This is a genomic window from Anabaena sp. WFMT (genome assembly GCF_051781005.1).
GTDB lineage: Bacteria > Cyanobacteriota > Cyanobacteriia > Cyanobacteriales > Nostocaceae > Anabaena.
Genome location: NZ_JBPWOA010000034.1, coordinates 126,815 through 152,745, shown reverse-complemented (window position 1 = coordinate 152,745; position 25,931 = coordinate 126,815). Strand labels below are relative to the sequence as shown.

General features: G+C 39.4%; 25 protein-coding genes and 2 pseudogenes. 10 read left to right on the top strand and 17 right to left on the bottom strand.

The window, feature by feature from the left end:
- Positions 1-156: 156 nt before the first annotated feature.
- Entirely contained in the window at positions 157-1,341 is a 1,185-nt protein-coding gene (locus ACSQ6I_RS23200; protein ID WP_438892616.1) for a hypothetical protein, read from the top strand.
- A gap of 49 nt (positions 1,342-1,390) precedes the next feature.
- On the opposite strand, the pseudogene ACSQ6I_RS23195 reads toward ACSQ6I_RS23200, so the two are convergent.
- The 8 genes and pseudogenes from ACSQ6I_RS23195 to purC all read right to left on the bottom strand — a co-directional run.
- Positions 1,391-1,507, bottom strand: a pseudogene (locus ACSQ6I_RS23195) (Uma2 family endonuclease); the annotation flags it as partial.
- A gap of 35 nt (positions 1,508-1,542) precedes the next feature.
- Complete coding sequence (locus tag ACSQ6I_RS23190) at positions 1,543-2,907, bottom strand: DNA cytosine methyltransferase (RefSeq protein WP_438892615.1); 1,365 nt, start codon at positions 2,905-2,907, stop codon at positions 1,543-1,545.
- The gene (gene lpxB / locus ACSQ6I_RS23185; protein WP_438892614.1) at positions 2,862-4,022 is read right to left on the bottom strand and encodes a lipid-A-disaccharide synthase; all 1,161 of its coding nucleotides are present in this window, start codon (positions 4,020-4,022) and stop codon (positions 2,862-2,864) included. Before lpxB ends, ACSQ6I_RS23190 begins: the two co-directional genes overlap by 46 nt.
- A gap of 154 nt (positions 4,023-4,176) precedes the next feature.
- Entirely contained in the window at positions 4,177-4,995 is an 819-nt protein-coding gene (gene lpxA, locus ACSQ6I_RS23180; RefSeq protein WP_438892613.1) for an acyl-ACP--UDP-N-acetylglucosamine O-acyltransferase, read from the bottom strand.
- A gap of 189 nt (positions 4,996-5,184) precedes the next feature.
- Entirely contained in the window at positions 5,185-5,700 is a 516-nt protein-coding gene (gene fabZ, locus ACSQ6I_RS23175) for a 3-hydroxyacyl-ACP dehydratase FabZ (RefSeq protein WP_438892612.1), read from the bottom strand.
- Between the two features lie 59 nt (positions 5,701-5,759).
- Entirely contained in the window at positions 5,760-6,626 is an 867-nt protein-coding gene (gene lpxC, locus ACSQ6I_RS23170) for a UDP-3-O-acyl-N-acetylglucosamine deacetylase (protein WP_438892611.1), read from the bottom strand.
- A gap of 130 nt (positions 6,627-6,756) precedes the next feature.
- Positions 6,757-9,246, bottom strand: coding sequence for a BamA/TamA family outer membrane protein (locus ACSQ6I_RS23165; protein ID WP_438892610.1), 2,490 nt, complete (start codon positions 9,244-9,246; stop codon positions 6,757-6,759).
- Positions 9,247-9,365: 119 nt separating this feature from the next.
- Positions 9,366-10,130 (bottom strand): phosphoribosylaminoimidazolesuccinocarboxamide synthase, encoded by a 765-nt coding sequence (gene purC, locus ACSQ6I_RS23160; RefSeq protein ID WP_438892609.1) that lies wholly within the window; start codon positions 10,128-10,130, stop codon positions 9,366-9,368.
- Between the two features lie 630 nt (positions 10,131-10,760).
- Between purC and ACSQ6I_RS23155 the strand changes: the two genes are divergently transcribed.
- Positions 10,761-11,045, top strand: a complete 285-nt coding sequence (locus tag ACSQ6I_RS23155) for a DUF7219 family protein (RefSeq protein WP_438892608.1) — start codon at positions 10,761-10,763, stop codon at positions 11,043-11,045.
- 42 nt (positions 11,046-11,087) lie between these two features.
- On the opposite strand, the gene ACSQ6I_RS23150 is transcribed toward ACSQ6I_RS23155, so the two are convergent.
- The 4 genes from ACSQ6I_RS23150 to ACSQ6I_RS23135 all read right to left on the bottom strand — a co-directional run bounded on the left by ACSQ6I_RS23150 (position 11,088) and on the right by ACSQ6I_RS23135 (position 17,122).
- On the bottom strand, positions 11,088-13,664 hold the full coding sequence (locus ACSQ6I_RS23150; RefSeq protein ID WP_438892607.1) for a GAF domain-containing protein: 2,577 nt from the start codon (positions 13,662-13,664) through the stop codon (positions 11,088-11,090).
- Between the two features lie 303 nt (positions 13,665-13,967).
- Positions 13,968-15,104, bottom strand: coding sequence for a glycosyltransferase family 4 protein (locus ACSQ6I_RS23145; RefSeq protein ID WP_438892606.1), 1,137 nt, complete (start codon positions 15,102-15,104; stop codon positions 13,968-13,970).
- Between the two features lie 141 nt (positions 15,105-15,245).
- The gene (locus ACSQ6I_RS23140; RefSeq protein WP_438892605.1) at positions 15,246-16,400 is read right to left on the bottom strand and encodes an NAD-dependent epimerase/dehydratase family protein; all 1,155 of its coding nucleotides are present in this window, start codon (positions 16,398-16,400) and stop codon (positions 15,246-15,248) included.
- 77 nt (positions 16,401-16,477) lie between these two features.
- Positions 16,478-17,122, bottom strand: a complete 645-nt coding sequence (locus ACSQ6I_RS23135) for a hypothetical protein (protein WP_438892604.1) — start codon at positions 17,120-17,122, stop codon at positions 16,478-16,480.
- Between the two features lie 211 nt (positions 17,123-17,333).
- Between ACSQ6I_RS23135 and ACSQ6I_RS23130 the strand changes: the two genes are divergently transcribed.
- The 8 genes from ACSQ6I_RS23130 (at position 17,334) to ACSQ6I_RS23095 (ending at position 22,787) form a co-directional block, all read left to right on the top strand.
- Positions 17,334-17,681: a hypothetical protein gene (locus ACSQ6I_RS23130; RefSeq protein ID WP_438892603.1), complete on the top strand. Its 348-nt coding sequence runs from the start codon at positions 17,334-17,336 to the stop codon at positions 17,679-17,681.
- A gap of 95 nt (positions 17,682-17,776) precedes the next feature.
- On the top strand, positions 17,777-19,288 hold the full coding sequence (ycf46, locus tag ACSQ6I_RS23125; RefSeq protein ID WP_438892602.1) for a stress-responsive protein Ycf46: 1,512 nt from the start codon (positions 17,777-17,779) through the stop codon (positions 19,286-19,288).
- Between the two features lie 146 nt (positions 19,289-19,434).
- Entirely contained in the window at positions 19,435-19,785 is a 351-nt protein-coding gene (locus ACSQ6I_RS23120) for a DUF1257 domain-containing protein (protein WP_048868763.1), read from the top strand.
- 197 nt (positions 19,786-19,982) lie between these two features.
- The gene (locus ACSQ6I_RS23115) at positions 19,983-20,408 is read left to right on the top strand and encodes a DUF6932 family protein (protein WP_438892601.1); all 426 of its coding nucleotides are present in this window, start codon (positions 19,983-19,985) and stop codon (positions 20,406-20,408) included.
- 75 nt (positions 20,409-20,483) lie between these two features.
- Positions 20,484-20,918 carry a helix-turn-helix transcriptional regulator gene (locus ACSQ6I_RS23110; RefSeq protein WP_438892600.1) on the top strand — a complete coding sequence of 145 codons (435 nt, stop codon included), beginning with the start codon at positions 20,484-20,486 and terminating at the stop codon, positions 20,916-20,918.
- A gap of 247 nt (positions 20,919-21,165) precedes the next feature.
- Complete coding sequence (locus ACSQ6I_RS23105) at positions 21,166-21,522, top strand: hypothetical protein (protein WP_438892599.1); 357 nt, start codon at positions 21,166-21,168, stop codon at positions 21,520-21,522.
- 108 nt (positions 21,523-21,630) lie between these two features.
- Complete coding sequence (locus ACSQ6I_RS23100; RefSeq protein ID WP_438892598.1) at positions 21,631-21,903, top strand: hypothetical protein; 273 nt, start codon at positions 21,631-21,633, stop codon at positions 21,901-21,903.
- 269 nt (positions 21,904-22,172) lie between these two features.
- Positions 22,173-22,787: a hypothetical protein gene (locus ACSQ6I_RS23095; protein WP_438892597.1), complete on the top strand. Its 615-nt coding sequence runs from the start codon at positions 22,173-22,175 to the stop codon at positions 22,785-22,787.
- 32 nt (positions 22,788-22,819) lie between these two features.
- Here ACSQ6I_RS23095 and ACSQ6I_RS23090 read toward each other — a convergent pair.
- The 5 genes and pseudogenes from ACSQ6I_RS23090 to ACSQ6I_RS23070 form a co-directional block, all read right to left on the bottom strand.
- Positions 22,820-22,969, bottom strand: a pseudogene (locus ACSQ6I_RS23090) (chorismate-binding protein); the annotation flags it as partial.
- A gap of 73 nt (positions 22,970-23,042) precedes the next feature.
- Positions 23,043-23,498, bottom strand: a complete 456-nt coding sequence (locus ACSQ6I_RS23085; protein ID WP_438892596.1) for an HNH endonuclease — start codon at positions 23,496-23,498, stop codon at positions 23,043-23,045.
- Positions 23,495-23,728, bottom strand: a complete 234-nt coding sequence (locus ACSQ6I_RS23080) for a hypothetical protein (RefSeq protein ID WP_438892595.1) — start codon at positions 23,726-23,728, stop codon at positions 23,495-23,497. Before ACSQ6I_RS23080 ends, ACSQ6I_RS23085 begins: the two co-directional genes overlap by 4 nt.
- 51 nt (positions 23,729-23,779) lie before the next feature.
- Positions 23,780-25,294 carry an anthranilate synthase component I gene (trpE, locus tag ACSQ6I_RS23075; protein WP_438892594.1) on the bottom strand — a complete coding sequence of 505 codons (1,515 nt, stop codon included), beginning with the start codon at positions 25,292-25,294 and terminating at the stop codon, positions 23,780-23,782.
- 90 nt (positions 25,295-25,384) lie between these two features.
- Positions 25,385-25,804, bottom strand: coding sequence for a photosystem I reaction center subunit II PsaD (locus tag ACSQ6I_RS23070; protein WP_438892593.1), 420 nt, complete (start codon positions 25,802-25,804; stop codon positions 25,385-25,387).
- Positions 25,805-25,931: the final 127 nt, after the last annotated feature.

Here is a 25,931-nt window from a genome sequence, read left to right as displayed (position 1 = left end):
TGATGATGATATTATCCACCAAATAGAACATTCTTATTTAAAACACCTAATTAATTTGGGTGTTTTTGCTATATTTAGAGATTTTTAAATTAAAAAATGTTACCTTAATAAATCATGTTAAAATGATGTAAATATCAAGTTTATTAGTGACTGGTTATGACAAAACCTAACTTCCCAGAAGCAACTAAACACAATGAGCAAAAATCATATTGGCCTGTATGGTTTCCATATCCTAGTTCATGGTTTAGAGCCGCTATCCTAGTTCCGATAGCTTTACCAGGCGCACGGTTGATATTTTGGGGATTTACTGGTGTTATTCTATCAGTTATTGGAAATAAGCCCTTATTATTTATATTTTCAGTTTTATTTGGCTTGCTAATACCAACAATTTTTTTAGCTTTTATTTACCACCTTTTTTGGTTTATTTGGAAGAAGCAAGAATCATACAAACGTTTACCAAAATGGATACCTCATTCAAATAGTCTTTGGGAAGGTTTCTATGCCACTATCGTTATAGGAATATCATTTATATTAATCCTAACTATGTTTTCAGAATTAGCATTTTTAGATTGCGAATCATCTTATCAAATTAGTGCAAGTAGTTGTGCTGGACGAATGACTGGACGTGCTGCAAAATCAGTTTTTACTAGCATTGAAATCAATAATTTTATAAATAAACCTTGGTTTACAATTTGGATTTTAATTACTGTATATCTTTACCAAGCTGAACATCTATTTAAGAAGAGATTAATACCCAAATTAAGATTAGCAATTAAACACTATCAAAATAAACGTCAACCTAAGACTTATAGTGTTGATACTACAGATATAGAGCTTGATAGATTACGTGGTGATATGGGTTTAACTGAAGTAAAAAAAGGTAAATTACGATATCAAAAAATAGTACCACTATCAAAAAAGCCTCAAAGAAATAATTTGTTTTCAAAGAAAAAAATAGTTTTTTTTAGCTTCATTCTTTTAGTCACCATAGGAATATTATTTTTTCCTAAACTACTAAATTTTCAACAAAATAACCAATTTATTCCTATTGCTTCTCAAATACAATTACCATCTAAAACAGAAGCATTAACACCTGATATATCACCGCACTCTGATAATTTTCGAGAAGCTGTAAATCAAGCAATTAATGCAGCAAACCTTACCCAATTAATAAAATCGCAGAATGACTGGAAGACAGTTGCAAATGAGTGGCAGAAATCTATAGACATGATGAAAAGTGTCCCAGTTTCTAGTCCTAATTATGCAGTAGCACAAAAAAAGATTCTAGAGTACCAGCAGAATCTTAACTACGCTTATAAAAATGCTAATAGTAGTAAATGAATAAATTTAAATTACAATTAATTAATTTACCCTGAAGTCTAGAATGTCAAGTTTTTGGCATTGGTTTCTGAATAATTTCACTGTTGATATATTCACTAGGTGGTTTAGTTTCTGGTAATTTGAGAAATTCATCTAGTGTTAATGATACAGGTTTGCTAACAGTCATAATGTTTGTTTCTATTAACTGCTAAATTTATTGTATCAGAAAGTAGTTAATTGCTTTTTGATTCTAGGTTCAATGATATCTGCATTTACATCATAATATTTAGCTGCTTCTGACATATTAAAATGTAATAAGCTCTCATTTCCAAGATGTTTAATACTTCTAGGTCTAGATGGTACTACATTTAAAGCTTTAATAATTTCTGATGCTATAGCCTTTGCTAATAAAGGAGGAACAGAATTACCAATTTGTCTAAAACCATGCCATTTTGTGACATGAAATCTAAACCAATCAGGATAAGAATGTAAACGTGCAGCTTCCCTTACAGTAATACATCTGGGAATAAATGGGTGAATTGGACGAGGAGAAGTAAACGCACCTTTATTACTAGCAGTTCCGGCTCTAAGTGTGTTACAAATACCTTTATAATCAAGTTTATGAAAGCGGCTAATTGGTTCAATTTTGCCTGGTAAAGTTTCTGCAAATCTTTGAATTGATACTTCTGTATGTTTGGTTCTTAAACTAGAAGTGAGCATTTTGGGATCATAGATACGTTTATAACTGTAGTTTTGAAACTTAGAATTAAACCCATTTAGTCGTTTAACATACCTGCTGCTTTTACCAAAATCCGCTAATATCCAATCTTGCTCATATAATTCTGGATAATTTTCAATTATTGGTAAATCTTGTAGTGCTTTTTTAACTGTAGGAGTTAATAAAAGCTGATTATTAATATTTTTCTTTTTTCTAATATGTATGGTAATTGGTTGGGGATATTTTGGTAAATCTAAATCTTGACGACAAGCTAATAAAAATAATCTTTCTCGGTTTTGTGGTACTCCATAATTAGCTGCGTTTAAAACTTGATAATCTTTGCAAACTTTATAATTAATTGCTTCAAAGGCAGAAATAACTTCTAAAATAAACTCACGGTGTTTACCTAAAGTCATTCCTTTGACATTTTCTAGAACTACAAACTTAGGCTGTAACTCTAGAACTAAACGAATATAATGAAAAACTAAAGAATTTCTAGGATCATCTAATAGCCGTTTACCTATTAAAGAAAATCCTTGACAGGGTGGCCCACCGAATAAAACATCAATTTCTTGATTTTTTATTTTAGATAATTTCCTAATTTCTTCTCCTGTAATTTCAACAACACTTTTACAAAAAATCTGCCAAAAAGGGAAATTAAATTCGTGGGTTGCACAATGAACAGGGTCAATTTCTACTGCTGCGAGAACATCAAAACCTGCTTGTTCAAAACCAAGAGTCATTCCCCCAGCACCAGCAAATAATTCAACAGCTATTGGTCTTTTATATTTATTTTTTTTGACTAATTCCTCATCAAAAAGTTCTAATTGGGTAGCATTTGTAAAATTTCTTTTGCAGCGCGATCGCATACTCCCACTTCTCCCAAACATCGCCGCATTTCCTGATAATCTGCCAAAGTTTGCTGTCTACGCTCAGGATTTAATAATAATTCCATTGCTGCTTGAGTAATATTCTCGGCTGTGGCTTGCTCTTGTAACAATTCTGGCACAATTTCCCGCATCACAACTAAATTTACTGGAGAAGCAAAAGGAATAGAACCTTTGAGAATATTCCGCGCAATCCAAGCAGTAATGGTATTCAGACGATAAACAACTACTTGCGGTACATTTAATAAAGCTAATTCTAAATTGACAGTTCCAGATTTAGTAATAGCAAAATCAGCCGCTGCAAAAACTTCCTGTTGTTGACCTGATACAACTGTAGCTTTTAACCCGTAATCTTGAATGGCTTTCTCAATAGGTTGTCTAAATGTTTCCAAAGATAGAGGAATCCAAAAATGGGTTTCTGGTAATTTAGATTGGATATTTTGAGCAGCTTGGAAAATTGCTGGTAACAGGTATTTTAATTCTTGTTGACGAGAAGCTGGCAAAAGAGCGATCGCAATCTGTTCCCCTTTAATTCCCAAAATTGTCCGCGCTGCTTCCCGACTAGGAGTATTTTCCAGCCTATCAATCAAAGGATGACCTACCCAATTAACGTTAGCCCCTTTCTGCTGATAATAACGGGCTTCTTCGGGAAAAATTGCCAATAGCTTATCTGTAAAGCTAATAATCCGCTTCGTTCTTTCAAAACTCGTTGACCACACCCACTCTTGCGGTGCAATATAATATACTATAGGCACATCAGGAAAATGCTGCTCCATATAACTACCAATCCCGATATTAGGGGTCATGTAGTCAATCAGCACAACTAAATCAGGTCGATTTTGCTTTAGATAAGCGATCGCTTGGCGTTGTACCTGAACAGTAGGTATAAAGTAAGGTAGAGCCTCAATGATACCCATCGAGCCAATACCGCTAGTATTACCCAAAATCATCGCTCCGGCTGCGGCCATCTTCTCCCCACCCAAAGCCACAACTTCCAACTTCAAACCCGCAGCTGCAACTTGACGCTGAAGTGCTGCAATTAAAAGTGATCCCTGCAAATCGCCAGAGACTTCACCCGTACTAATAAATATCCGCATTTAGATTTAATTAAATTTAAGATGTTGTGTTTTGCTCTCTTCCTCTTCCTCTTTCTCTTCCTTCGCGCTCTTCGCGTCTTCGTGGTTCAATTAATCCATATTCTTCTTCCAATGATTAGGGAGTATTTGCCATATTCCCTAATCAAATGAATGATCAAGACTCATCACTTGTGCTTTTTCTGCCCTTTCCGGGAATTAAACCGCGTCTTCCCGGCATTTTTGCCAGTAACAAGAAACGGCGTAAATGTTCTAATTGTGGAGTATCTCCGATCTGTTCCAACTCTGCCAAAGCATCCTTAAAAAGGAAATTAGAACGGTAGAGAATACGGAAAGCCTTTTTGAGAATTTGGAAGTCTTTAACCGACATTCCTGAGCGTTTTAGACCCACCAGATTGAGCGATCGCACCCTTGAAGGATTACCCTCCACCAACATATAAGGAGGAACATCTCTATCAATACGTGCCATACCACCGATCATCGACATACCACCAATATGTACAAATTGATGGACACCCAAAACCCCGCTTAATCTAGCTCTTGACTCAATGTGAACATGACCCGCTAAAGCTACAGAATTAGCAATTACCACCGAGTCCTCAATCAAGCAATTATGACCCACATGAACATAAGCCATGAGTAGATTACCATTCCCAATGACCGTCGCTTCACCTCGACCAGTAGCGCGGTTAATAGTAACATACTCACGAATGGAATTATTGTCCCCAATTTTTACCCAAGTTGGTTCTCCCACATACTTGAGATCCTGGGGTTCCATACCGATAGCTGCACCGGGAAAAATATGATTTCGCGCCCCAATTTCACATGGGCCTTCTAGCACTGCATGAGCGCCAATCACAGTTTCCGCACCGACTTTGACATTCGCTCCAATCACAGCATAAGCACCGACTTGCACTGTTGAGTGGAGTTCAGAATTAGGATGTATTACAGCAGTTGGATGAATAAGCGTTTTCAAAGGTGACTCTCCAGAACTGAGTGCTGTGTATTAAATGTTCAGTGAAAAAAGTGTCGGGCAAACAACGTGTGAGGGGCGAAAATCCAGAAATCAGTAAATACTATTGTGGTTTTTTGTTTTTACTGTTACGCTTTTTTAGGATTGACTGAGGGCAGTTCACGGTTATGCCCAGACCAGCAAAATAAAATTTTAGCTAACTAAAGAAAACATCAATTCCCCTTCAGCAGCTAGTTGTCCGTCAACTTCGGCTCGACCATGCATTTTACCGAAACGACGCTGTTTTACCCACAACAGTTCCACGGTCATAACTAGCTGATCTCCCGGAACTACTTGGCGGCGGAAACGAACTTTATCAATACCTGCAAATACGAACAGACCACCAGGTGAATCAGACATTTGCGTCATGACAATTCCGCCTACCTGTGCCATTGCTTCCACAATTAAGACACCAGGCATCAGTGAACGTCCGGGAAAATGACCTTGAAATTGAGGTTCATTAAAAGTGACATTTTTAATGCCCACTGCTAGTTTCCCAGGAACATAGTCAATAATTTTGTCTACCAGCAAAAAGGGATAGCGATGAGGTAATAGTTGCTGAATCTCTTCAACTGTGAACGTTGTTTTAATTTCAGGTGTATTGCTGTTGAGTCCATCTCCTTCAGATGTAGTCACTTCAGTAGAGTTAGCTTGGGTGAGAGTTGACATTGGTAATTTAGTTAATTGGGAATGGGGAAATAAAGTAGGCTAAAAAATAGCATACAATCTTAAATTTTAGTTAATTTTGGGTTTAATTCTAAAATTTTTTGTGCCAGTTGAACGTGTAAATTATGACTAGCTTTGTATGCTAAGAAGTGAGCAACAGGAAATTTGCCCAGCAAGCTCATATCTCCTACCAAGTCCAAAATTTTATGCCTAACTGGTTCATTTGCAAATCTTAATGGTGGATTTAGCCAACCTTCAGATCCACAAACCAGGGCATTATCTAAGCTACCACCTTTGATTAAACCCGACTGCTGAAGATGTTCGATCTGATGCAATAAACCAAAGGTACGGGCAGGAGCAATTTCTGTAATAAACGTATTTTCGGCGGTTTCTAAATTGGTAATTAGTGAATAACTGTACCATTGATTACCAATAGCAGGCAACTCAAAATCAATACCATAGGTAAAGCGGGTTTCTTGTGCTGGTAGGGCGCAAATAAAAGCATCACCGTGATAAACCCATATTGGTTCTTTAATAGTTACAGGTGCTTGTGTGTTGCTAACTGGTTGTGATACCAAGCCAACTGCGGCAATGCTTTCAACCCATATCTGAGCTGAACCATCTAAAAGTGGTACTTCTGATCCATCAATTTCAATGCGGGCATTATCTACACCCATAGCAGCCAAAGCTGCCAACAAATGTTCTACCGTGCGGACAGAGACATCACCTTCCCCCAATTGAGTTGAAAGCATCGTTTGACTAACAGCTGCAACTTGAGCAGGAATAATGGGCGAATTTGGTAAGTCCACCCGCACAAAATAGCGATCGCTTCCCGCCTCTGCTGGTAATATCCGCACATGGGTAATCACACCATTATGCAACCCCACACCCGTTTGGGTAATTTCTGCCGCTAAAGTGTGCTGGTGCATAGGCGAAAAACTGATCTATTTTCGTTAATATTGCTCATGTACTGTTTTTAGTAGAAACCCTGATGACCTTTACGGAAATAGTATTAAGGCAAAAGTGAAAATTGGCAAGTACTAGGGACTCGGTACTAATTTAAAACCTTTCCCCAATCCCAAAATTGATGCGGCTATCGCCATCATCACTCATGCCATAGTCTATGCGAATTGGCCCCAATGGTGACTGTACACGTACACCTAGACCATAGCCGTAGCCACTACCATTTTTATTTAACACTTCAGCTGCTCTAGTACTAGTTCCCAGGTCACTACCATAATCCAAAAATAGAGCGCCGCTAACTACAGAGAAAACGGGGAAGCGATACTCGACAGATGCTTGCACATAACTGCGTCCAGAAGCTAATCTGCCTTCGTCGTAACCCCGAACAGAATTGCTACCACCAAGAGTAAAGGCTTCGTAGGGAGGTAAGTCACCCAGAACTGTTCCTCCTTGGAGGTTAAATGCTAGGGTTTGTGTGCCTTTACCAAAACTGAGGAATTTAACGGGTAAATATTGGCTGTAATTGCCCCGTAATCTGGTAAGAAAAATATTACCTTGTCCTATGGGTACAGACTGATCAACTCCGACACGGAGGTAAGAACCGCTGCTTGGTTGTAAAGGATTATTACGGCGATCGCGTTGTGCGCCCAGTTGCAATAATAGCAAATCGTCTTCGCCTGTTGCCGATTGGGTTAGGGGAATTAGCGGGCTGATGATATTACCATCATCATCAAATATTGCCCCTTGTTTTCGGAGATTGCCATCAGCATCACGGCCGGAAATCCTTTGATACTGCAAGCCCGCAGACGCAACCCACTCTGGCTTTTTATAGGGATTGGCGGAAAGGGGACGGGTAAAGGATATACCACCACCTAAACGGGTAATGCGGGGGCGATCCTGCTGATCTTCATTAGTAATATTGTTTGGATCAAAGGTTTCAATATTGTCATCTTTGCCCTCAAAAATCAAAGAAATTGAGCGGCGGCGGAAAATGTTGGTTGTATAAGAAGTGCGGTAAGGATCACCTGCAATCCAAGGATCTGTGAAGCGTAGGTCAAACAGCAGTTCTCTTTCACCTAGCTGTATCTCTGTTCCTAGTTTTTGGTTTCTACCGCCCAGATTTTGCTGCTGGTAGCTGATAGTACCAAATAATCCACTAGCCGAACTAATACCTGCACCGGCAGCAATTGAGCCACTGCTACGTTCAGCTACATTTAATACTACATCCACTTTGCTAGGGTCAGTACCAGGATCAAGGGAGACATTCACATCTTCAAATAATCCCAGCCCAAAAACCCTTTGCAAATCTTGTTGTACTATGTTGCGGTTAAATACTTGACCCGGCTTTAATTCTACTTCCCGTGTAATAATATACTCTTTAGTCCGTCCGCGAATTGGTTGTCCCTTATCATCTGTCTCCTGTCCTTCTTTATTACGGAAACGGACTTTAATATTTTCAACTACACCTTCCGCTACCTGTAGGGTGACGACTCCAGTTTCTGAGACTTTTGGCGCTCCAATTACGTTAGCCAGTACATAACCCTTGTCTTGATACTGTTTAGTTAATTGCTTGATACCTTCTTGCAAATCTCGCAAGTTTAAGATTTGTCCATACTGTTTTTCAAATATTTCATTGACAACAGTAGCAGGAATTACGGAAGCAACACCAGTACCAGGGTTAGCATCTACTTCTACCTTAGTCAAGACGGGATTAGGATTAACAACGAAATTAACCCGCACACCCAAAGGTGTATCTTCTGGAACTGCTTGCACGTTGGAGAAAAAGCCTGTGGCAAAGATAGCATTAATATCTTGTTGCAATTGGGTACGGGTTGTTGTCTGTCCTGGTTGAGTACGAATGGCTTTATAAACTTCTTCTTCCAGTTTGGGTAAGAGTGGCCCCGTTGGCGATTGGACAGCTACCTCTGAAACTAATACACGGGGTTCAGCTGTTTCTGTCGTTTCTGGAGTAGCAGGGAAGACAGGCTCGGCTATGGGTGGATCGATATTTTCCTGAGTAGGAACGGTGTCAGGGGTTGGGGAAGGTTCTGTTTGGGCGACTTGTGCAGTGTTTGCCGTTGTCGTAGCTGTTGGTAAAATTACTACTGATTTTGACTGGGGAGATAGTGCCGCTTTCAATGCTTGTCCAGTGTTTGCCGTTGTTGTAGCTGTTGGAATAATTACTTCTGGTGTTGCTACTGATTTTGACTGGGAAGATAGTGCTGCTTTTAATGCTTGTGCAGTGTTTGCCGTTGTCGTAGCCGTTGGTAAAATTACCTCTGGTGCCGCTATTGATGTTGAGTTAGCTGTTAAGACTTTGACCTCGGTCGCAGATTGATGAGGTTCAGTTTTGATGACTACTGCTTTTGCAGTTAAATCAGATTCTTGGTTTTCACTATTTTGACTAGTTTCCTGTTGTAACAGCTGGTTTGTTTCTAGAGTGGAAATTTCTGTTACTTGCTGCTGGACATTAGGCGTTTGGGAGATGCTTGGGTTGGGCGTAGCGATCGCACTCATTGAGTTATCCAAAGGGGCAGCGATCGCAATAACTGCCAGCAATACAGGAGATAAATGCATTTTTTTCATATTCTTCTTCACTACCACACACCTTTACAAATTAGTTATGAGTCTTTAGCCATAAAAGACAAAGGACTACTCACTCGCAGTTATAATCGCTCAAAGCCTTGAAAAAACTGGTTTTATACTTAGGATTCAGGACTCAGTACTTTGCTATAATTTTGGTTTTCTACTACTTGTAATACTCTTTGTAAAACCTCCTGGTAGGCATTCTCTACATTCCCTAAGTCTCGACGGAAACGGTCTTTGTCCATGACTCGACGGTTAGGATCGTTTTCTGCTATATCCCACAAACGGCAGGTATCAGGGCTAATTTCATCGGCCAAGAGCAACTGCTGTTGTGAATCCACACCAAATTCGAGTTTAAAGTCTACTAGGGTAATGCCACACTGTTGCCAAAATTGCTTGAGAAAATCATTGATTTGCAATGCAAGATGGGTAATGCTATCAACTTGTTCCTCAGTGGCTAGTTTCAGCAGCCGCAAGCGATCGCGTGTGAGCAGTGGATCTCCTAGTTGGTCGTCTTTGTAATAAAACTCTACCAAAGGCTGTTGCAAAACTGTACCTATTTGCAGCCCTGTTTGTTGACATAGACTACCCGCAGCTATATTTCTGACAACTACTTCTAATGGCACAATCTTCACGGCTCTGACTCGCATTTGATTGGGGGCTGGACAATCAATAAAATGAGTTTTGATGCCATAGGCTGCTAACTGTTGAAACAATTTACTGGAAATAGTACAGTTTATGCCTCCTTTTCCCTGAATACTGCCCCGCTTTTGAGCATTAAATGCAGTCGCATCATCTTTAAAATCAGCCAACAAGACTTCAGGATCGTCTGTGGTATATAGAATTTTCGCTTTGCCTTCGTATAGCTTGGTATTAACAGACATAATGGTAGGTACAGTTCTAGGCAGTGATCTTAGGCTTAACCATTTTATCTTTAGTTATTAGCCATTGGTGATGAGTTAACAAGGTGCTAATTTCATTGTGTTTTCTCTTCCATGTTCCCTATTCCCCTGTCTTTTCAGTGAAACGGGTCAACTCTACATAAAACCTCTGAGATTTTTAGTTAACTTTTTGTAATTTTGGTAAATAAAATTATATAATAATCTAAAAAGTATAGATTAATACCTTTAATAATTTTTTGTTGAAGTTAATTAAAACCCATTTTTATGGATGAAGGAATAAAATGAAATAGTTGCGAGCATAGGAGCATTGGTGAAACCTAATTTTTAGGAGATTGTAATATTTCTTTACAAGAAGATATATCGGGTGATTGCTCGTCAATAGCTTTGGTCGCTTTGACATAACTTTTTTACAAACCCCTGTTTAATGACTTAACTTATGTCTTGATTATCTTGTCAAAGTTAAAATTGACCAACAGCTGTAACGGGTTGCCATAAATAGATTGTCATCGTTTAAAGTGTAATCATTTGCTTTCTCCTGTCCTCAAAAAATAGAGATGAAGAGTAGCTAGTGGTTCTGCTGCAAACAAGAAAATCAGCAGGAGTGTTAAAAACATGGAGAAAAAAATAATGGACAAAGGTGATTTTCTCTATCCTCGTGGTCGCTACTACGGTCATGTACAGCCTGAGAATTTAGTTTTCAACGCCAATTTACAAGAATTTGCCCAGCGCATAAGTTATATTTGCAACTTGGAAACAGGTGGTAAACTGCCACCAGATGAAGCTTACAAACAAATCAAGCTGCTGTGGAAGCAGTTAAAACGCTCGAAAAAGCAACTAAGAATAGGTGAAGAACCTTTCCAAAACAATGACTCTGAATCGGAAGATTCGGAAGATTAGGTAATAGGGAAAAAATTTTATCCAATGCCCAATTACCAATAACTACTTTGTCATCATTGTCCAGACACCATCCCAGGATTTTGGAGGTGGTGTTTTTTGGTAATTGTAGGCACGTTCTAGGTGGATATCAACAGCTTGGTCGGTGGGTCGGAGACGTTGAGCAATTTCAAAGCAAGCGATCGCTTGGGTAAATTCCCGTGATACATAAGCAACGCGTCCTGCATTGTAATGATGCAAAAATTCTTCGGTGTTGGCATCTAAGGGAGTAGAGCGATCGCTAATTAATTCATAGATATCTACAGCCTGATGTTTACCTTTAACACGAATTCTATCAAGTTGACGTACCCAAATGCGATCGCAGCACAAATTGTAAGTAAATTCACTCAAAATTATATCACAACCATATTCCTTAGTTACACTTTCCAAGCGGGAACTCAAATTCACCCCATCTCCAATTACCGTATAGTCCATCCGTTTATGTGAACCAATATTCCCAGATACCACTTCCCCAGAACTAATACCAATCCCAATCCGAATTTGTGGTTGGGACTGAATAATCCGTCTCAGGTTAAACTCATTCAGTCGGTAACGCATATCCAAAGCTGATTGTATTGCTCGCCAAGCATGATTTTCAGTCAATGGTAGTGGCGCACCAAATACAGCCATTAAAGCATCACCAATAAACTTATCTAAAGTTCCTTCATATTGAAAAACTGACTCAACCATCGTCTCAAAATATTGATTCAGCAAGGATACCACCTCAGCTGCTCCCAGGTTTTCCGTCAGGGTAGTGTAACCACGGATATCCGAAAACAGGACAGTTACTTCCTTGCGCTCACCCACCATTAAGCTATCATCGCCCAAAGCCATAACTTGCTCGGCTACGTGGGGTGTGAGATAGCGGTACATAGTGCTTTTAAGGCGTTTTTCTCGGCTGATGTCTTCCAAGACCACCAAACCACCCCTAACTCCACCTTCGGGGTTAGTTAAGGGATTGACTGTAAGATTGATGCTACGTTCTAAGATTTTGCAATCATCAGCACTGAGTAATTCAGACTGGGCAGTGAGAAGTTGATTCCAAGGCACAAAAATATTTGGGTTAGTGCGATCGCGCACAGCTAAAATTAACTTCTGAGCGATCGCTTCTGAGTTTTGAGTTTCACCACTCTCTCCTTGATATAATCCCACCAGCAAACTTTGCTCTGGCACATAATGCCTAGCCCCGTATTTTAAACTATCTTCCAGCCGCACTTGCAGGTTTTCAATCGGTACTACCTCCCAAACTTGACGACCCAGTAAATTTTGTTTCCACAACAGCTTGTTACTTCTACCATTGCCGGACTTCAACGGACAACCCAGTAACTCTAGTGCTGCATCATTAATGGTCACAATTTGACCTTGCATATCTGTAGAAATTACAGCATCTGATAAACTCTGAAGAATATCTTTTTGATACTGTCTTTCCAACAAAACACTTTCAAATAAACGAGCATTTTCCAAAGCTATTCCCGCCTGGATATTAAAAGCCCGCATAAATTCTTCATCGGAAGTACTAAAGCTACCTTGTTGTTTATTAATTAATTGTGTCACACCAATTAATTCATTAGCAGAATTAAAAACTGGCAAACACAGAATATTACGAGTTACATATCCAGTCTTATGATCTGTAGTCGGATCAAAGCGGGGATCTTGATAAGCATCAGGGATATTGAGTGCTTGACCAGTGGAGGCTACATAGCCTGCAATACCCCGATTAGAAGGAATACGGACTTCTATCAAATTTTTGTCATTAGCTGTGGCTACTTTCGTCCACAATTCACCCATTTCCTTGCGATACAAAAACAGTGTGCTGCGGTCTGCTTGCATCAAAATCCGGGCTTGTTCCATCACTATCTGCAAAGTTGCTTCTAAATCTAAACTTTGCCCCAAAGTCTGAGTCGCACGCAACAAAGCCGTTGCACCCCGTTGATTACGAGCTGCCACATAGAAAGACTGACAACTTTCCAGGATAATACCAATAGAAGCGGCAAAGTCTCGAAAAGACTCCTCATCATCCTGATTAAAAGGTACATCCCCAGCTTTATTAGCCAGTTGAACTACAGCTACAGTTTGCTTTTTGCTGCTAACAACAGGCATACATAAAAGATTACGGATTTTATAGCCCATTTGTTTTTCTAACTCTGGGCTAAAAAGAGGGTGAGTAATAGTTTCTGCAATGTTGAGATATTTGCCTGTACTAGCCACATAACCAGGAATTCCCACATTTAAGGGAGTGCGGATTTCTAAAAATTTTTGGCTATTATCTTGAGGAACTTTTGACCACAGTTGAGCCTTGTCATAGTCAACTAAAAAAATAGCTGTATGTTCCGCTTGGAGAATTTGACCAATTTTGAGTGTAATGGCTTCTAGGACTTTCTCCAACATACTTTCTAGAGCCTCATTATTGATCAGATCAATAGCTCTGAGAAATTGCTGAAACTCAGCCGTGATAAAGTCCAGTAAGCAAACAAATTCATTAACAGAAAGGTCTTTGACACGACTGAGTAGGGCTTGAGTGCGATTAACTTGAGTCAGTTCAGTTAATGTAGCCAAGACGCTACCTGCGTTTGGGAGTGTCATGGTAATTTAGGGTTGGGGATTTTAGATGAGTTATGTATTATTTATCGAACAGAATTCAGGAGTCAGAATTCAGTTGGGTATTCTGTGCGAGTGGCGGATGAATAACCGGGTTTAAGACCCCACCAAATCGTAGATTTGGTGGTCTACAATCAGTTGCGGGTCTGTAGCTTGGCCGCAGGGTATCCCCGACTGATAGCGCAGCGTTAGCGAGGAACGAGCGTCTTGATTCTGATTCCTGACTCCTTCTTCATTTTTCTGCTCAATGCGGGGCGGATTTGCCCGCCTTCAATGAAAAAAGCCCGTTTAGAAAGCTTTGGTAATCTTTTTAGATGTGACTACCTTGTGATAGTAATCTTGTAATTGGCGTGTAGCAGCTGCCCATCCCCAATTTTCTGCTTCTTTACGGGCATTTTTACGGATAATATTTACATCTTGTTGGTATTGCAATAGACAAACTGTAGCATCAATCGCCTCTTGAATATCTGCTTTTGGATCAAAAAGATATCCATTTACCCCATCTGTGACAATATCAGGAATTCCTCCAGAACGGGCTGCAACTACTGGACATCCAGCTGCCATTGCTTCTAGTAGGACTAATCCCAATGTTTCTGTGCGGGAAGGAAAAATAAAGGCATCAGCACTAGCAAAGGCCGAACCTAACTCTTTCCCCATTAAATAACCGACAAAATAAGTATTTGTGCCGGCAAAGTGTTTTTCTAGTGCTTGACGGTGGGGTCCATCCCCTACTAATGCCAATCTTGCATTAGGAATGGCTTCTAAAATTGGTTTAATGCGCTCAATTTCTTTTTCGGCGGAAAGACGACCTACGTACAAAAGTAAGGGACTTTCAGGATGATTTTGAGTCAGGCGCGATCGCATTTCTGGATCTGCCAAATCAGGATCAAATAATTCTGTATCCACACCCCGCTGCCACAAATCTACTCTCTCAATCCCATGTGCAGATAGTTCCTCCACCATTGCTGTGGATGTACATAAATTTAATTCAGCTTGATTATGAGCGCCTTTGAGCAATTCCCAAAGTAAACCTTCTAACATTCCTAGTCCGTAATGTTCCAGGTATTTAGGTAAATGTGTATGGTAAGAAGCCACCAAGGGAAGTTTGAGAACTTTACTATAAAAAATCCCCGATAGTCCCAAAACAGCAGGATTAACAACATGAATAATATCTGGCTGAAACCGCTCTAATTCGTAACCAATAGAAGGGCGGGGAAGTGACATTTTCAACTCTGGATACAGAGGTAAAGGAAAGCCACTAACGCCGTAAACTTTCGCGCCTTTATGTTCAGTTATGCCACCTTCAGGAGCAAATACTAAGACTTGATTACCATCCCGTTGCAGATGATCAACAGTGTGACGTAGACGGGTAACAATCCCATCAACCTTGGGTAAAAAGGTTTCCGTGAATAGGGCAATTCTCATAAAAAACTGGAAAGCAGGAGTCAGGAGTCAGGAGGAGCAAGTCAGGAGAAGCAAGTCAGTACCGAGCCATGAGTAACAAGTAATGAGTAGGAATAATCCTCAACCACTCGGTACTCGGTACTCGGTACTCAGAACTCTCACCTACTTTCTATGCCAAGAAACTTTAGGCAAAATTTGGTTATTATCAACTCGTTTCTGATACTTAACGGCAAAGTTTAACAACGAGTCAAGTAGAGAATCAGAGAGAAAATGTGGTTCTAAGCCTAAATCGAGCAGTTTAGTGTTTTTAGCGTTGAAATAGTGTTCTTCTTTTTCAACTCTGGGGTTATCAATGTTATTGATCTCCACATTCAAGCCCAGTGAATTCGAGGCTTTTTTCACCATCATTGCCAAATCACCAACACTGAATAGTTCGGTAAATTGGTTAAATACGCGAAATTCTCCAGGTTGGGCAGGATTTGCGATCGCTATTTCAATACATCGCACCGTATCCCGAATATCCAAAAAGCCGCGAGTTTGTCCACCTTTCCCGTAAACCGTGAGAGGATGTCCTACCGCAGCTTGAATACAGAAACGGTTCAATGCTGTACCAAAAACGCCATCATAATCAAGACGGTTAATTAATAGTTCGTCCATCCCCGTTTCTTCGGTGAGAACGCCGTAAACTATACCTTGATTTAAATCTGTTGCCCGTAAGCCCCAAATCCGGCAAGCAAATTGAATATTATGGCTATCATGCACTTTACTCAAGTGATACATTGAACCCGGCTGCTTAGGATAGGGCAAAGTATCTTTGCGTCCGTTATGTTCAATGGTGATATAACCTTCTTCAATGTCGATATTGGGTGTCCCATATTCACCCATTGTCCCCAACTTCACCAAATGACAATCAGGAAAATCTTCCCGCATGGCATACAGCAAGTTCAATGTACCAACTACATTATTTACCTGAGTGAGAACTGCGTGTTCGCGGTCGATCATCGAAAAGGGAGCCGAACGCTGTTCACCAAAATGCACTATGGAATCTGGCTGAAATTGGTGTAAGGCTTTGTGCAGAAAACTGTAATTGTTAATATCGCCGATAAATAGGTCAATAGATTTACCAGTCAAATCTTGCCATCGCTGGAGACGTTGTTGAATTGATGCAATTGGGGTCAGAGTCTCAACACCGAGTTCATTATCCCAATGTCGCCGCACCAAACTGTCTAAAATTCCAACTTCATAACCTCGATTAGAAAGGTAGAGTGCAGTTGCCCAACCGCAATACCCATCGCCACCAATAACCAGGACTTTCATTTTTACCAGTTTTTACTCGCTGATAGCTAAATCTATCAGGTTTCTGTCCCCTCTCACTCATTAATTCTGGTCATTAGTCAGTACCGAGTACTGAGTACTGAGTCCTGAGTACTCGGTACTGAGTCATCCTGCCAGGATTTTCTCATCCATAACTTAATCTTGTACTGCTGGGCAATGTAATAAAACAAGCGATAGTGTTCTTTAAATTCTTTGCTGTTGCTTTGTCCTTGCCAATAATATTTCACTTGACCTTGAGTTATGGTCAGTGTCATAGAACTCATCTGTTGACCAACTTCTACAACCATCACTCCAGAAACGCCTTGAGCAGTTTCAAAGTTATGATCTATCTGTTTTATCGTCTCTTGGTCTTGGGTAATTGACTCTGGTAACTCCTTGCTTGCCCAAGCCCGAATTTCTGTATTTTGGTTTTGTGGTGAAATAAAAGTAACTCCATCGTTGTTGTCTGGTGGTGCTAAAGAAGTCCAATTACTGGGATAGGGAAACTCAAACCCATAACGAGGATTTTGGTAAGTCTCCCATGTCAGTGTGGAGGTTGGGAAACTAGTACCGCTACACCCTGAAGAAATCATCGCTGTGCTAATACCGGAGACTAAAGCCACAATTATTCGTCTCAAATTATATGTTTTGACCGCAGCAATAGACATAATTACACCCTTTACCCAATTTACCGATAGTAGAGTTAGATCAGCTTTCATCCTCATTCTTGAGAGGAATTAATTTCTTTTAGTCCCGGTTTATCCACTAGATTTATTGTTTCATAAATCACTTAGTTAATGATTTTGTGAGTAATTGTCAGCATCAGTTATTAAGATATGTAACAAAATAGCTGTTAAAACGTTTTACCATCTTGACAAGAAATCAAAGAGTCGATAACGTTAGTTACATACCCGGGTAAGACCGCTATTTAGTCATATGCAAACTAAGCAAAAGGTTACTTTGTATCTATCGCCAGAACTGCACAGAAGATTGAAGATTCGATCAGCAGTTGATTCTGAACCGATGTCAGAACTCGCAGAACGCGCCCTTAATTTCTACCTGACAAATTCAGAATTAGTAGAAGAGTTAGAAGCGTCTGCTTATGGGCGAACACATAGAGTTTATTCGTGTCCTACTTGTGAAAGTTCACTTACCTTACGTAATGCCGAACTAGTAGCTTTAGGTAATCAACCAGGAATAATAGGTCACGATCATCTATCCATTGACGAAATGGAACAAGATGAAACCCATCCCAAGGGTGAGGAAGAATTAGTTCCTTGCTAGATAGGAATTATGAATAAGTAGTTCATAGTTTTAGTTATCTATAACAAGCGGCGATGACTGTACTGTCTCTATAAGGTCTCAAGTAGGTCGATTGTATGAAAGAAGAGCTCAATATCCTCATTCAAGCTCAATACCCTCTAATCTACCTTGTGACCTCCGAGGAAGAGCGGGCAGAGCAAGCAATTAACACAATCGCTCAATTATTAAAGCCCCAACGCCGGGTATATGTATGGACAGTAACTCACGGTATCGTCGAGTACGGTCAACCCCGGAATGTGACTCAACATAATACTGTTTCTCCAGAGGCAGCGATTGAGTGGATTATTCGCCAGAAAGAACCCGGTATATTTATTCTTAAAGATTTACATCCGTTTATTGATGCACCAGCAACAACCAGATCGCTACGGGATGCGATCGCTAGTTTCAAAGGAATGCAAAAGAACATCATCTTGATGTCTCCCATGCAACAAGTTCCCATCGAACTAGAAAAAGAGGTTGTTGTCCTAGACTTCCAACTCCCAGATATGGTTGAGTTGAACAAAGTTTTAACCAACCACCAAGAACAGCATCGTGGCCGTCGGCTCACAACCGAAGCCCGAGAAAAACTTCTCAGAGCAGCTTTAGGTCTAACTAAAGACGAATCTGAAAAAGTATACCGTAAGGCGCAGGTAACTACCGGACGACTAACGGAAGATGAAGTAGATATAGTTCTATCTGAGAAGAAACAACTGATTCGGCGCAATGGCATCCTAGAATACATCGAAGAAGATGAAACCATAGATGCTATTGGTGGCTTGGAAGAATTGAAAAAGTGGCTCAAACAACGCTCTAACGCCTTCACAGAAAGAGCGAGAGAGTATGGTCTGCCTCAACCCAAGGGAATGTTGATTCTCGGTGTTCCCGGTTGTGGTAAGTCACTAATTGCCAAAACTACCTCCCGTTTATGGGGTTTACCAATCTTGCGGTTAGATATGGGGCGGGTATACGACGGCTCAATGGTGGGTCGAAGTGAAGCAAATCTGCGGAACGCCCTAAAAACAGCAGAATCAATTTCCCCAACGATTCTGTTTATCGACGAGTTGGATAAATCTTTCGCGGGTAGTGCAGGTTCTGGTGATTCCGATGGGGGGACATCGAGTAGAATTTTCGGCTCTTTCCTCACCTGGATGCAAGAAAAGAAATCTCCAGTTTTCGTAATGGCGACTGCTAACCGCGTAGAACGCCTACCTGGAGAGTTTTTGAGGAAAGGTCGCTTTGATGAAATTTTCTTTGTGGATCTGCCCACACCTGAAGAACGTCAGGATATCTTCAACATTCACCTAACCAAACGGCGCGAAGATATTGCTAGATTTGATTTGGAACAACTAGCTAAAATGTCTGACGGCTTCTCTGGGGCAGAAATTGAACAAGCGATCATTGCGGCTATGTATGAAGCCTTCGCCCAAGATCGGGAGTTCACCCAATTAGATATTATTGCTGCATTGAAGTCAACTTTACCGCTGTCACGAACGATGCAAGAACAGGTCACAGCTTTAAGAGACTGGGCCAGACAGCGTGCTAGACCCGCAGCATCCTCCGTCGCTGAATATCAGCGCATGGAGTTTTAAAAGCTTTCTCCTGCAATGTCAGGGGGGAAAGGTTAGCTACGAAGCTAACAGTTTAGAAGAAAAAAGCCGCTCCCAATCAATGCGGCTTGGCTGAAAAGAAACCGTTGTCGTTTTTCTCATCAATCTTCTCATTGGAGGAAACCCAAATGTCTCACTTTAGCACTCTGCGTACCAAAATCACCGATGCCGAAATTCTGAAGTCTTCTTTGCGCGACTTAGGTATTAGCGTAAAGACAGAAGCTGATGTTCGTGGTTATAACGGTCAGCGTGTACGTTCCGACATCGTTGCTGTATTGGAAGGCGAGTACGATTTAGGTTGGTCTCGCAACAGTGATGGTTCTTTTGACCTTATCGCTGACTTGTGGGGCGTTGCTAAGAAGCACAACCAAACCGAGTTGATCAACTCTATTAACCAAAAATACGCCGTTAACAAGACTTTGGCTGAAGTAAAACAGCGCGGTCTGCAAAACGCCAATGTCAAGTTGGTATTGCAATAATAATTTCTCTGCGCGTTCCCAAAGCTGAACGGGTTAACCATGTAATAGCGGTTAGCCCGCTTTTTTTATGGGTAAATTTTCCATCAGAGTAAACACAACAAAATTATTGTGTTATGATTAGACTGATACACAAACAAGGATTGATATGGATATGCCAAATGTAGTTAAAAACACTAGGACAACTAAAAATGATCCCAATGTTCGAGCAAAATGGAAATTTACCTGCTGGTATTCATCCTTCCACCTGGGAAGAAATTAAAGATGTTCTAGCTTTTAATGAACGTCGTCAACAGCTTTTAGAAGGTATGACAAGAGTCAGTGAAATATTAAAACAAGCAGGATGTAATAGAATTTATATTGGTGGTAGTTTTGTTAGTAGAAAAACATATCCAAAAGACTTTGACCTTCTATGGGATGATAAGAGTGTAGATTTTAAAATCTTACAGTCTTTAGATATAAATTTATTTAATGCTGGCAGAAATAAAAGATTAGCGCAAAAAAAGATTTATGGAGGTGAAATTTTTCAAGCTTATCTTTACGCCAATGATTATGAAACTTTTATTGAATATTTTCAAAAAGACAAAAATCTTAATAATAGAGGGATAATTGCAATAGATTTGTAGAACATTAACCAAAGAATATTACTCTAATTTGGGTAATATTCTGACTAAAATTAATAGTAAAAAAGGAAGTTGACTATGATTTTAAATGAACGCCAATATATGATTACTAAAGCTCAGATTAAAAAATTTCAATTAGCAATAGAAAATCTAGAAAAAAAAGTACCTCCACAAGATAATGAAAATGAAAAGTTACGACATCAATCATATTTAGGTTCACTTAATGGTGAAATAGAAGAACTATTAGAACAAGTCGAAGAATATGAAAACCTCAAAGCAAGGAAAATAGATAGGTTGGAATGTAGTTCTTTAGAAGAATTGCCTGAAGCATTAATTAAAGCACGGATTTTTCGTGGATTAACTCAAGAACAATTAGCTGAACGTTTAAATGTTAAGGAACAACAGGTACAACGTGATGAGGCTAATCAATATGCTAATTCTAGTTTCACAAAGATTTTGAAAGTTCAACGCGCTTTGAATATTGAAATTCGGGAGGAGGTAATTTTTAAATAACTTCCTCCACTTTTGATCACAGCTTTGTATAAATAAATTTTGCAAATAAAAATTGTTTATTTGCTATCTCCTATAATAAAAAATTATTTCAATAATAGCTACTAAGTGCATTAATGAAAAGGCATTATTTGCAAAGTTTCTAGTAAAAATCTTACTTACTTTATATACCTTATGCAAGTAGTAATCCTTAATAAGGATAATATTGCCACAATTTTAAAATCTAATTAATGTAATAGGATAAAAAATCATGTGGGAAGTTTTTGAAGTATCTGTATTTGGGAAAGTAATTAACTACATTACTGATGATGTGCTTTATGAAGCTGAAAAAGCAGTTACTATTTCAAAATTTGCACAGAAAGCTATAGAAATTTTAGATGCTGTACCTAGTATAGTGCAGTGTCACGACAGAGATTTTAAATGGTCTAGACCTATATTTGTGCTTAAAGATGGTACTGTAGTTAAAACTTGTAAAAACGTAATTGGACTTAACCATATTTTTCTAGCTGATAATGATGGACACTTAATTTATGGTGGTTTTGTAAATTGGAGTAATTCAGGTGATCTAAAAAACGCAATAAATCAAATTAAAAATGAATTAACATAAGTGACATAAACAGAACTTTACGAAAATGATTACTCACCGCTTTATTTAATAGTAAAATTATAGGGAATTTTTTTAAAATATGTTAATTGTAATTAGGAGGTCAAAATTATGAACTCTCTTGAATTAAGACAAAAAATTGAACAAAATTTATTAACTATTTCACCCGAAAATTTAAAATTGATTGATGAATTTGTCGAATTTATTAAATATAAACAAGAAACAAATTTATCAGAAAAAACTAACTATAGGCCAGCTTCAGGACTTTCAATTTTACGTCATGCTGGTACATGGGTAGGGGACGACTTAGAAGAATGTCTGGAGTTAGTCTCTGAAACCAGAGGTAAAGTGAAAATTAATAATCGTATTAATCCTTTTGAGTGATGTATCTTTTAGACACTAATGATTTTTAAAAAATATTATTCAATTACAACCTAATGATAAAGTTAAAAATCAAGAATTAACTAATAAAAATATTTGGAAAATTGCTCAAGAAATTACTGAAGATGAACTTCAGCAATTACCCTATGATGCAGCGCAACAGCATGATTATTATATTTATGGTATTACTAAAAAATAAATAAAGGACAGTTTATATCACTATACTTATTTTGTTATAAAATAGATGAATGTAAATCTGGCTTAGGTTTTTTATGAGTTCCCGTCGCATTCTGAAAGCTGGTGAATCTTATCCTTTCAGCCGATATTTTGAGTTATCTTTTACTATTGACGATATTGTAGCGGAATTAAACTGCACTATTGAAAGGAAAGATTTAACATTACCTGAATCTTCAGAAACTTTAAATTTAGAGTTTTTACAGCACCAGATTCAGCGTAATTTATCTCACATAGATTTAGTGAATGAAACTGCTAGACGTGAGGCTTTAATTGGTCCCATTTTGTTTGAGGTATGTGATTTAACTAATCAGCGACTGAATATAGAATATTCCATTGCAGTAAATGATTATTTGAAAGGAACTGTAGATTATTATATTGCTGCACCTCAAAATTTATTAGTTATTGAAGCAAAACAATCAGATTTAGTGAGGGGATTTACTCAACTTGCTATTGAATTAATCGCACTTGATCAATGGACAAAATCTACTTCTGAGCTTATTTATGGAGCAGTTACGACTGGTGAAGATTGGCGTTTTGGAGTTTATAACCGCACAAGTCGTCAAGTAACTCAAGATCAAAAACGTTATCGAGTTCCAGAAGATTTATCAACACTTATGAAAATCCTTATAAGTATTATTTCTGGATCATGAATTATGACAACATTTACCCATTGATAACTGATTTAACGCAAACAACGAATTGCTTCTAATAATCCTCTAGCTTTATTTAGCGTTTCTTCGTATTCTTTTTCTGGTTCGGAATCAGCTACTAAACCGGCACCTGCTTGGACTGTGACGGTATGATTATGCAATACCATTGTCCGAATTGCGATTCCTTAGGAGCGCTTCTCTACGAGACGCTACGCGAACTCTATCGCACTATTCAATTATCCTTCAAAATCATCTCTATAATACCTGACGCGGATCTTCATCAGGAGGATGTAAACCAGCTTTTACCCAAAAACCTCGCGCACTGCGGATAGAATCATCTTCTGTATATCGATCATCATTAAGATCAAGTCGTTTACAAGTAGCTCTACCTGTGGGAGTTGTTCCTAAAATGGTTTTACCGTCAGCACTCCAGATAAAATGATCAGACCATTTTTGTTGAAGGGGATTAAATAAAGGGGTAATGGCTTGTGTTTTTGGGTCAATTCCTGCTAAAAAGTTGTAGCGGCGTTCATTGCACCGACGACAAGCTAAAGCTAGATTATCAATATCATCAGCACCACCCAAAGATTTAGGTATTACATGATCTAAGGTGAATCGAGTTGTAGAAATGCGCTCAGGAGAGTGACAATACTCACATAGATATTTTGCTCGTTTACGCACTAATTCCCTAGTAGTATCGTCAATAGTCATACTTGAGCTACTAACATCGCATTTATGTGAGTGAAAATTCTGTCTAACTCTCCAATAGCTTCCAGTTCTATAACTTCCTCTGAAGTCAGTAAATCAGCTTTTTTTCTATCCAAAAGTTCTTCCATTCGCTTCTGGAGTTCATCATTAAATTTAAATAAATTGAATTTATCTACCTTTTCAACTTTAATCCGACCAAGTAATGTTGAAGGTTTGCTAATAGCTGGTATCATAGTTTAGCTCCAGTGTTGATTTTAATTTCCCTTCTTCGTAGGAAATAGAGTTCACCGCAAACAACGAATTGCTTCTAAAAGTCCTCTAGCTTTATTTAGCGTTTCCTCGTATTCCTTTTCTGGTTCTGAATCAGCTACCAAACCAGCACCTGCTTGGACTGTGACGGTATGATTATGCAATACCATTGTCCGAATAGCGATCGCACTATTTAATTGTCCTTCAAAATCATAATAGCCATACACACCTGAATACACCCCCCGGCGACTTGGTTCTAATTCGTTGATGATTTCCATTGCCCTGATTTTCGGCGCACCGCTAACTGTACCGGCTGGGAAGCTGGCTTTAAGTAAGTCCCAGGCTGTTTTATCATTTGCTAATTTACCCACCACATTACTGACAATGTGCATGACATGGGAATAGCGTTCAACTACCATTAATTCATCAACTTTCACGCTACCGCTTTCGCACACACGCCCTAAATCATTGCGTCCTAAATCAACTAACATGACGTGTTCGGCGATTTCTTTGGGGTCTTGGAGTAAATCTTCAGCGAAAGCCGCATCTTCTTGGGTTGTCTTCCCTCTTGGTCTAGTTCCTGCAATGGGGCGGACTGTGGCGATTATACCCCCATCAGGGTCGCATTCTGCTTTCACCATGACTTCAGGACTAGAACCGATAATTTGCCAATCCTTAAAGTTAAAATACGCCATGTAAGGTGAAGGATTGATTTGGCGTAGTGAACGGTAAAGGGCGAAGGGATTCCCTGTATATTCGGTAGATAGGCGTTGAGAAATGACGACTTGGAAGATATCACCAGCTTTGATATATTCTTTAGCTTTTTCGACACTGGTGCAGAAATCGGGACGAGTGAAGTTGCTGGTGTATTCCTCTATTCCCGCTTTCGGCTTGTTTCCAGGCGCTGTCCAAGCTAATTGAGTATTTTGTGGCGATAAGGGTAAAGATAGCTTGCTGACCATTTCCTGAATGCGATCGCACGCCTGTTGATAGGCTACCTCTAAGTTAACTTCTGGGTCACGTAAATCAGCATATGCGATCGCCCAAATTTTCCGCTTTACCTGGTCAAAAATCAACAGGTGGTCTACCTGCATCCATAATCCATCAGGGATATTACGCTCATCTTGGGAATGAATTGGTACACGCGGTTCAATCCAATTAATTAACTCATAACCCCAAAACCCAAATAAACCGCCAATTCCTGAAGGTAGTTGCGGTAACTTGATTGGGTGATAAGGTGCAAGACATTCGGCTAAAACTGTAAAAGGATCACCTGTAAAAACTTCCTGAGAACCATCGCGGTGTGTTTGGGTAGTTTGATCACCTCTAGCTTCCAAAATCCATAGAGGATCACAACCTAATAAACTATAACGCCCTATTTTTTCTCCACCTTCCACCGATTCCAGTAAAAAGCTATAAGGTTGATCTGCACATACTTTATACCAAGCAGAAACGGGAGTATCTAAATCAGCTACCCATTCCTGATAAACCGGGACAAAGTTACCTTGTTTAGCTAGTTCTGTAAATTGGTGAAAATCGGGAAAAATCATAATTATTATTTATATTTAGCTGCTGATTTAAGCGCTGAGTACTGACTCCTGATTTTCACTCAGCACTCAGCACTCAGCACTCATTACTAATTAAGCATCGTGAGTAGCTTTACCACTGAACTTGAGTTGTGCAGGGCTGGGGTTTTGACCAATTCTGCGGGGTACGTGGCGGACTTTATCACGACCGGGGTTAACTTTTTCTGGGAACACACCATCAGATGGGTGAATGAAAGTGGTTTCACCGCTGGGTAGAATCCGGTAAATTTTGTAGTCTGTGATTTTGAATTTCCGCAGTTGACCGCCTAAAGCGATGCCATACTCCTTACGAGCCAAGTATAGCAAGTTTTCGCCTTGGTTCATTGTCGCAGCGCCACCTGTAGGCATTTCAAAAACTTGAGCCTTGGGGCTAGTCCAGGTAATAGCGTACTTTTCTTCTACTTCTGCTTTTTTGAGCAATCCACCAGTGCTACCACCAAAGAGGGGAGTTTTTCCAGTCAGTTTTTCTGCCATAAAAAAAATGTCCTTCAACGTTTTTAGGGCATACTAACACCCCCTACAAGCTTATATTGCGATCGCGTCATAGACTGTAACAGTTTTTAGTGATTGAGTCTGGCTAAAGGGTTCAGAATGTTACATC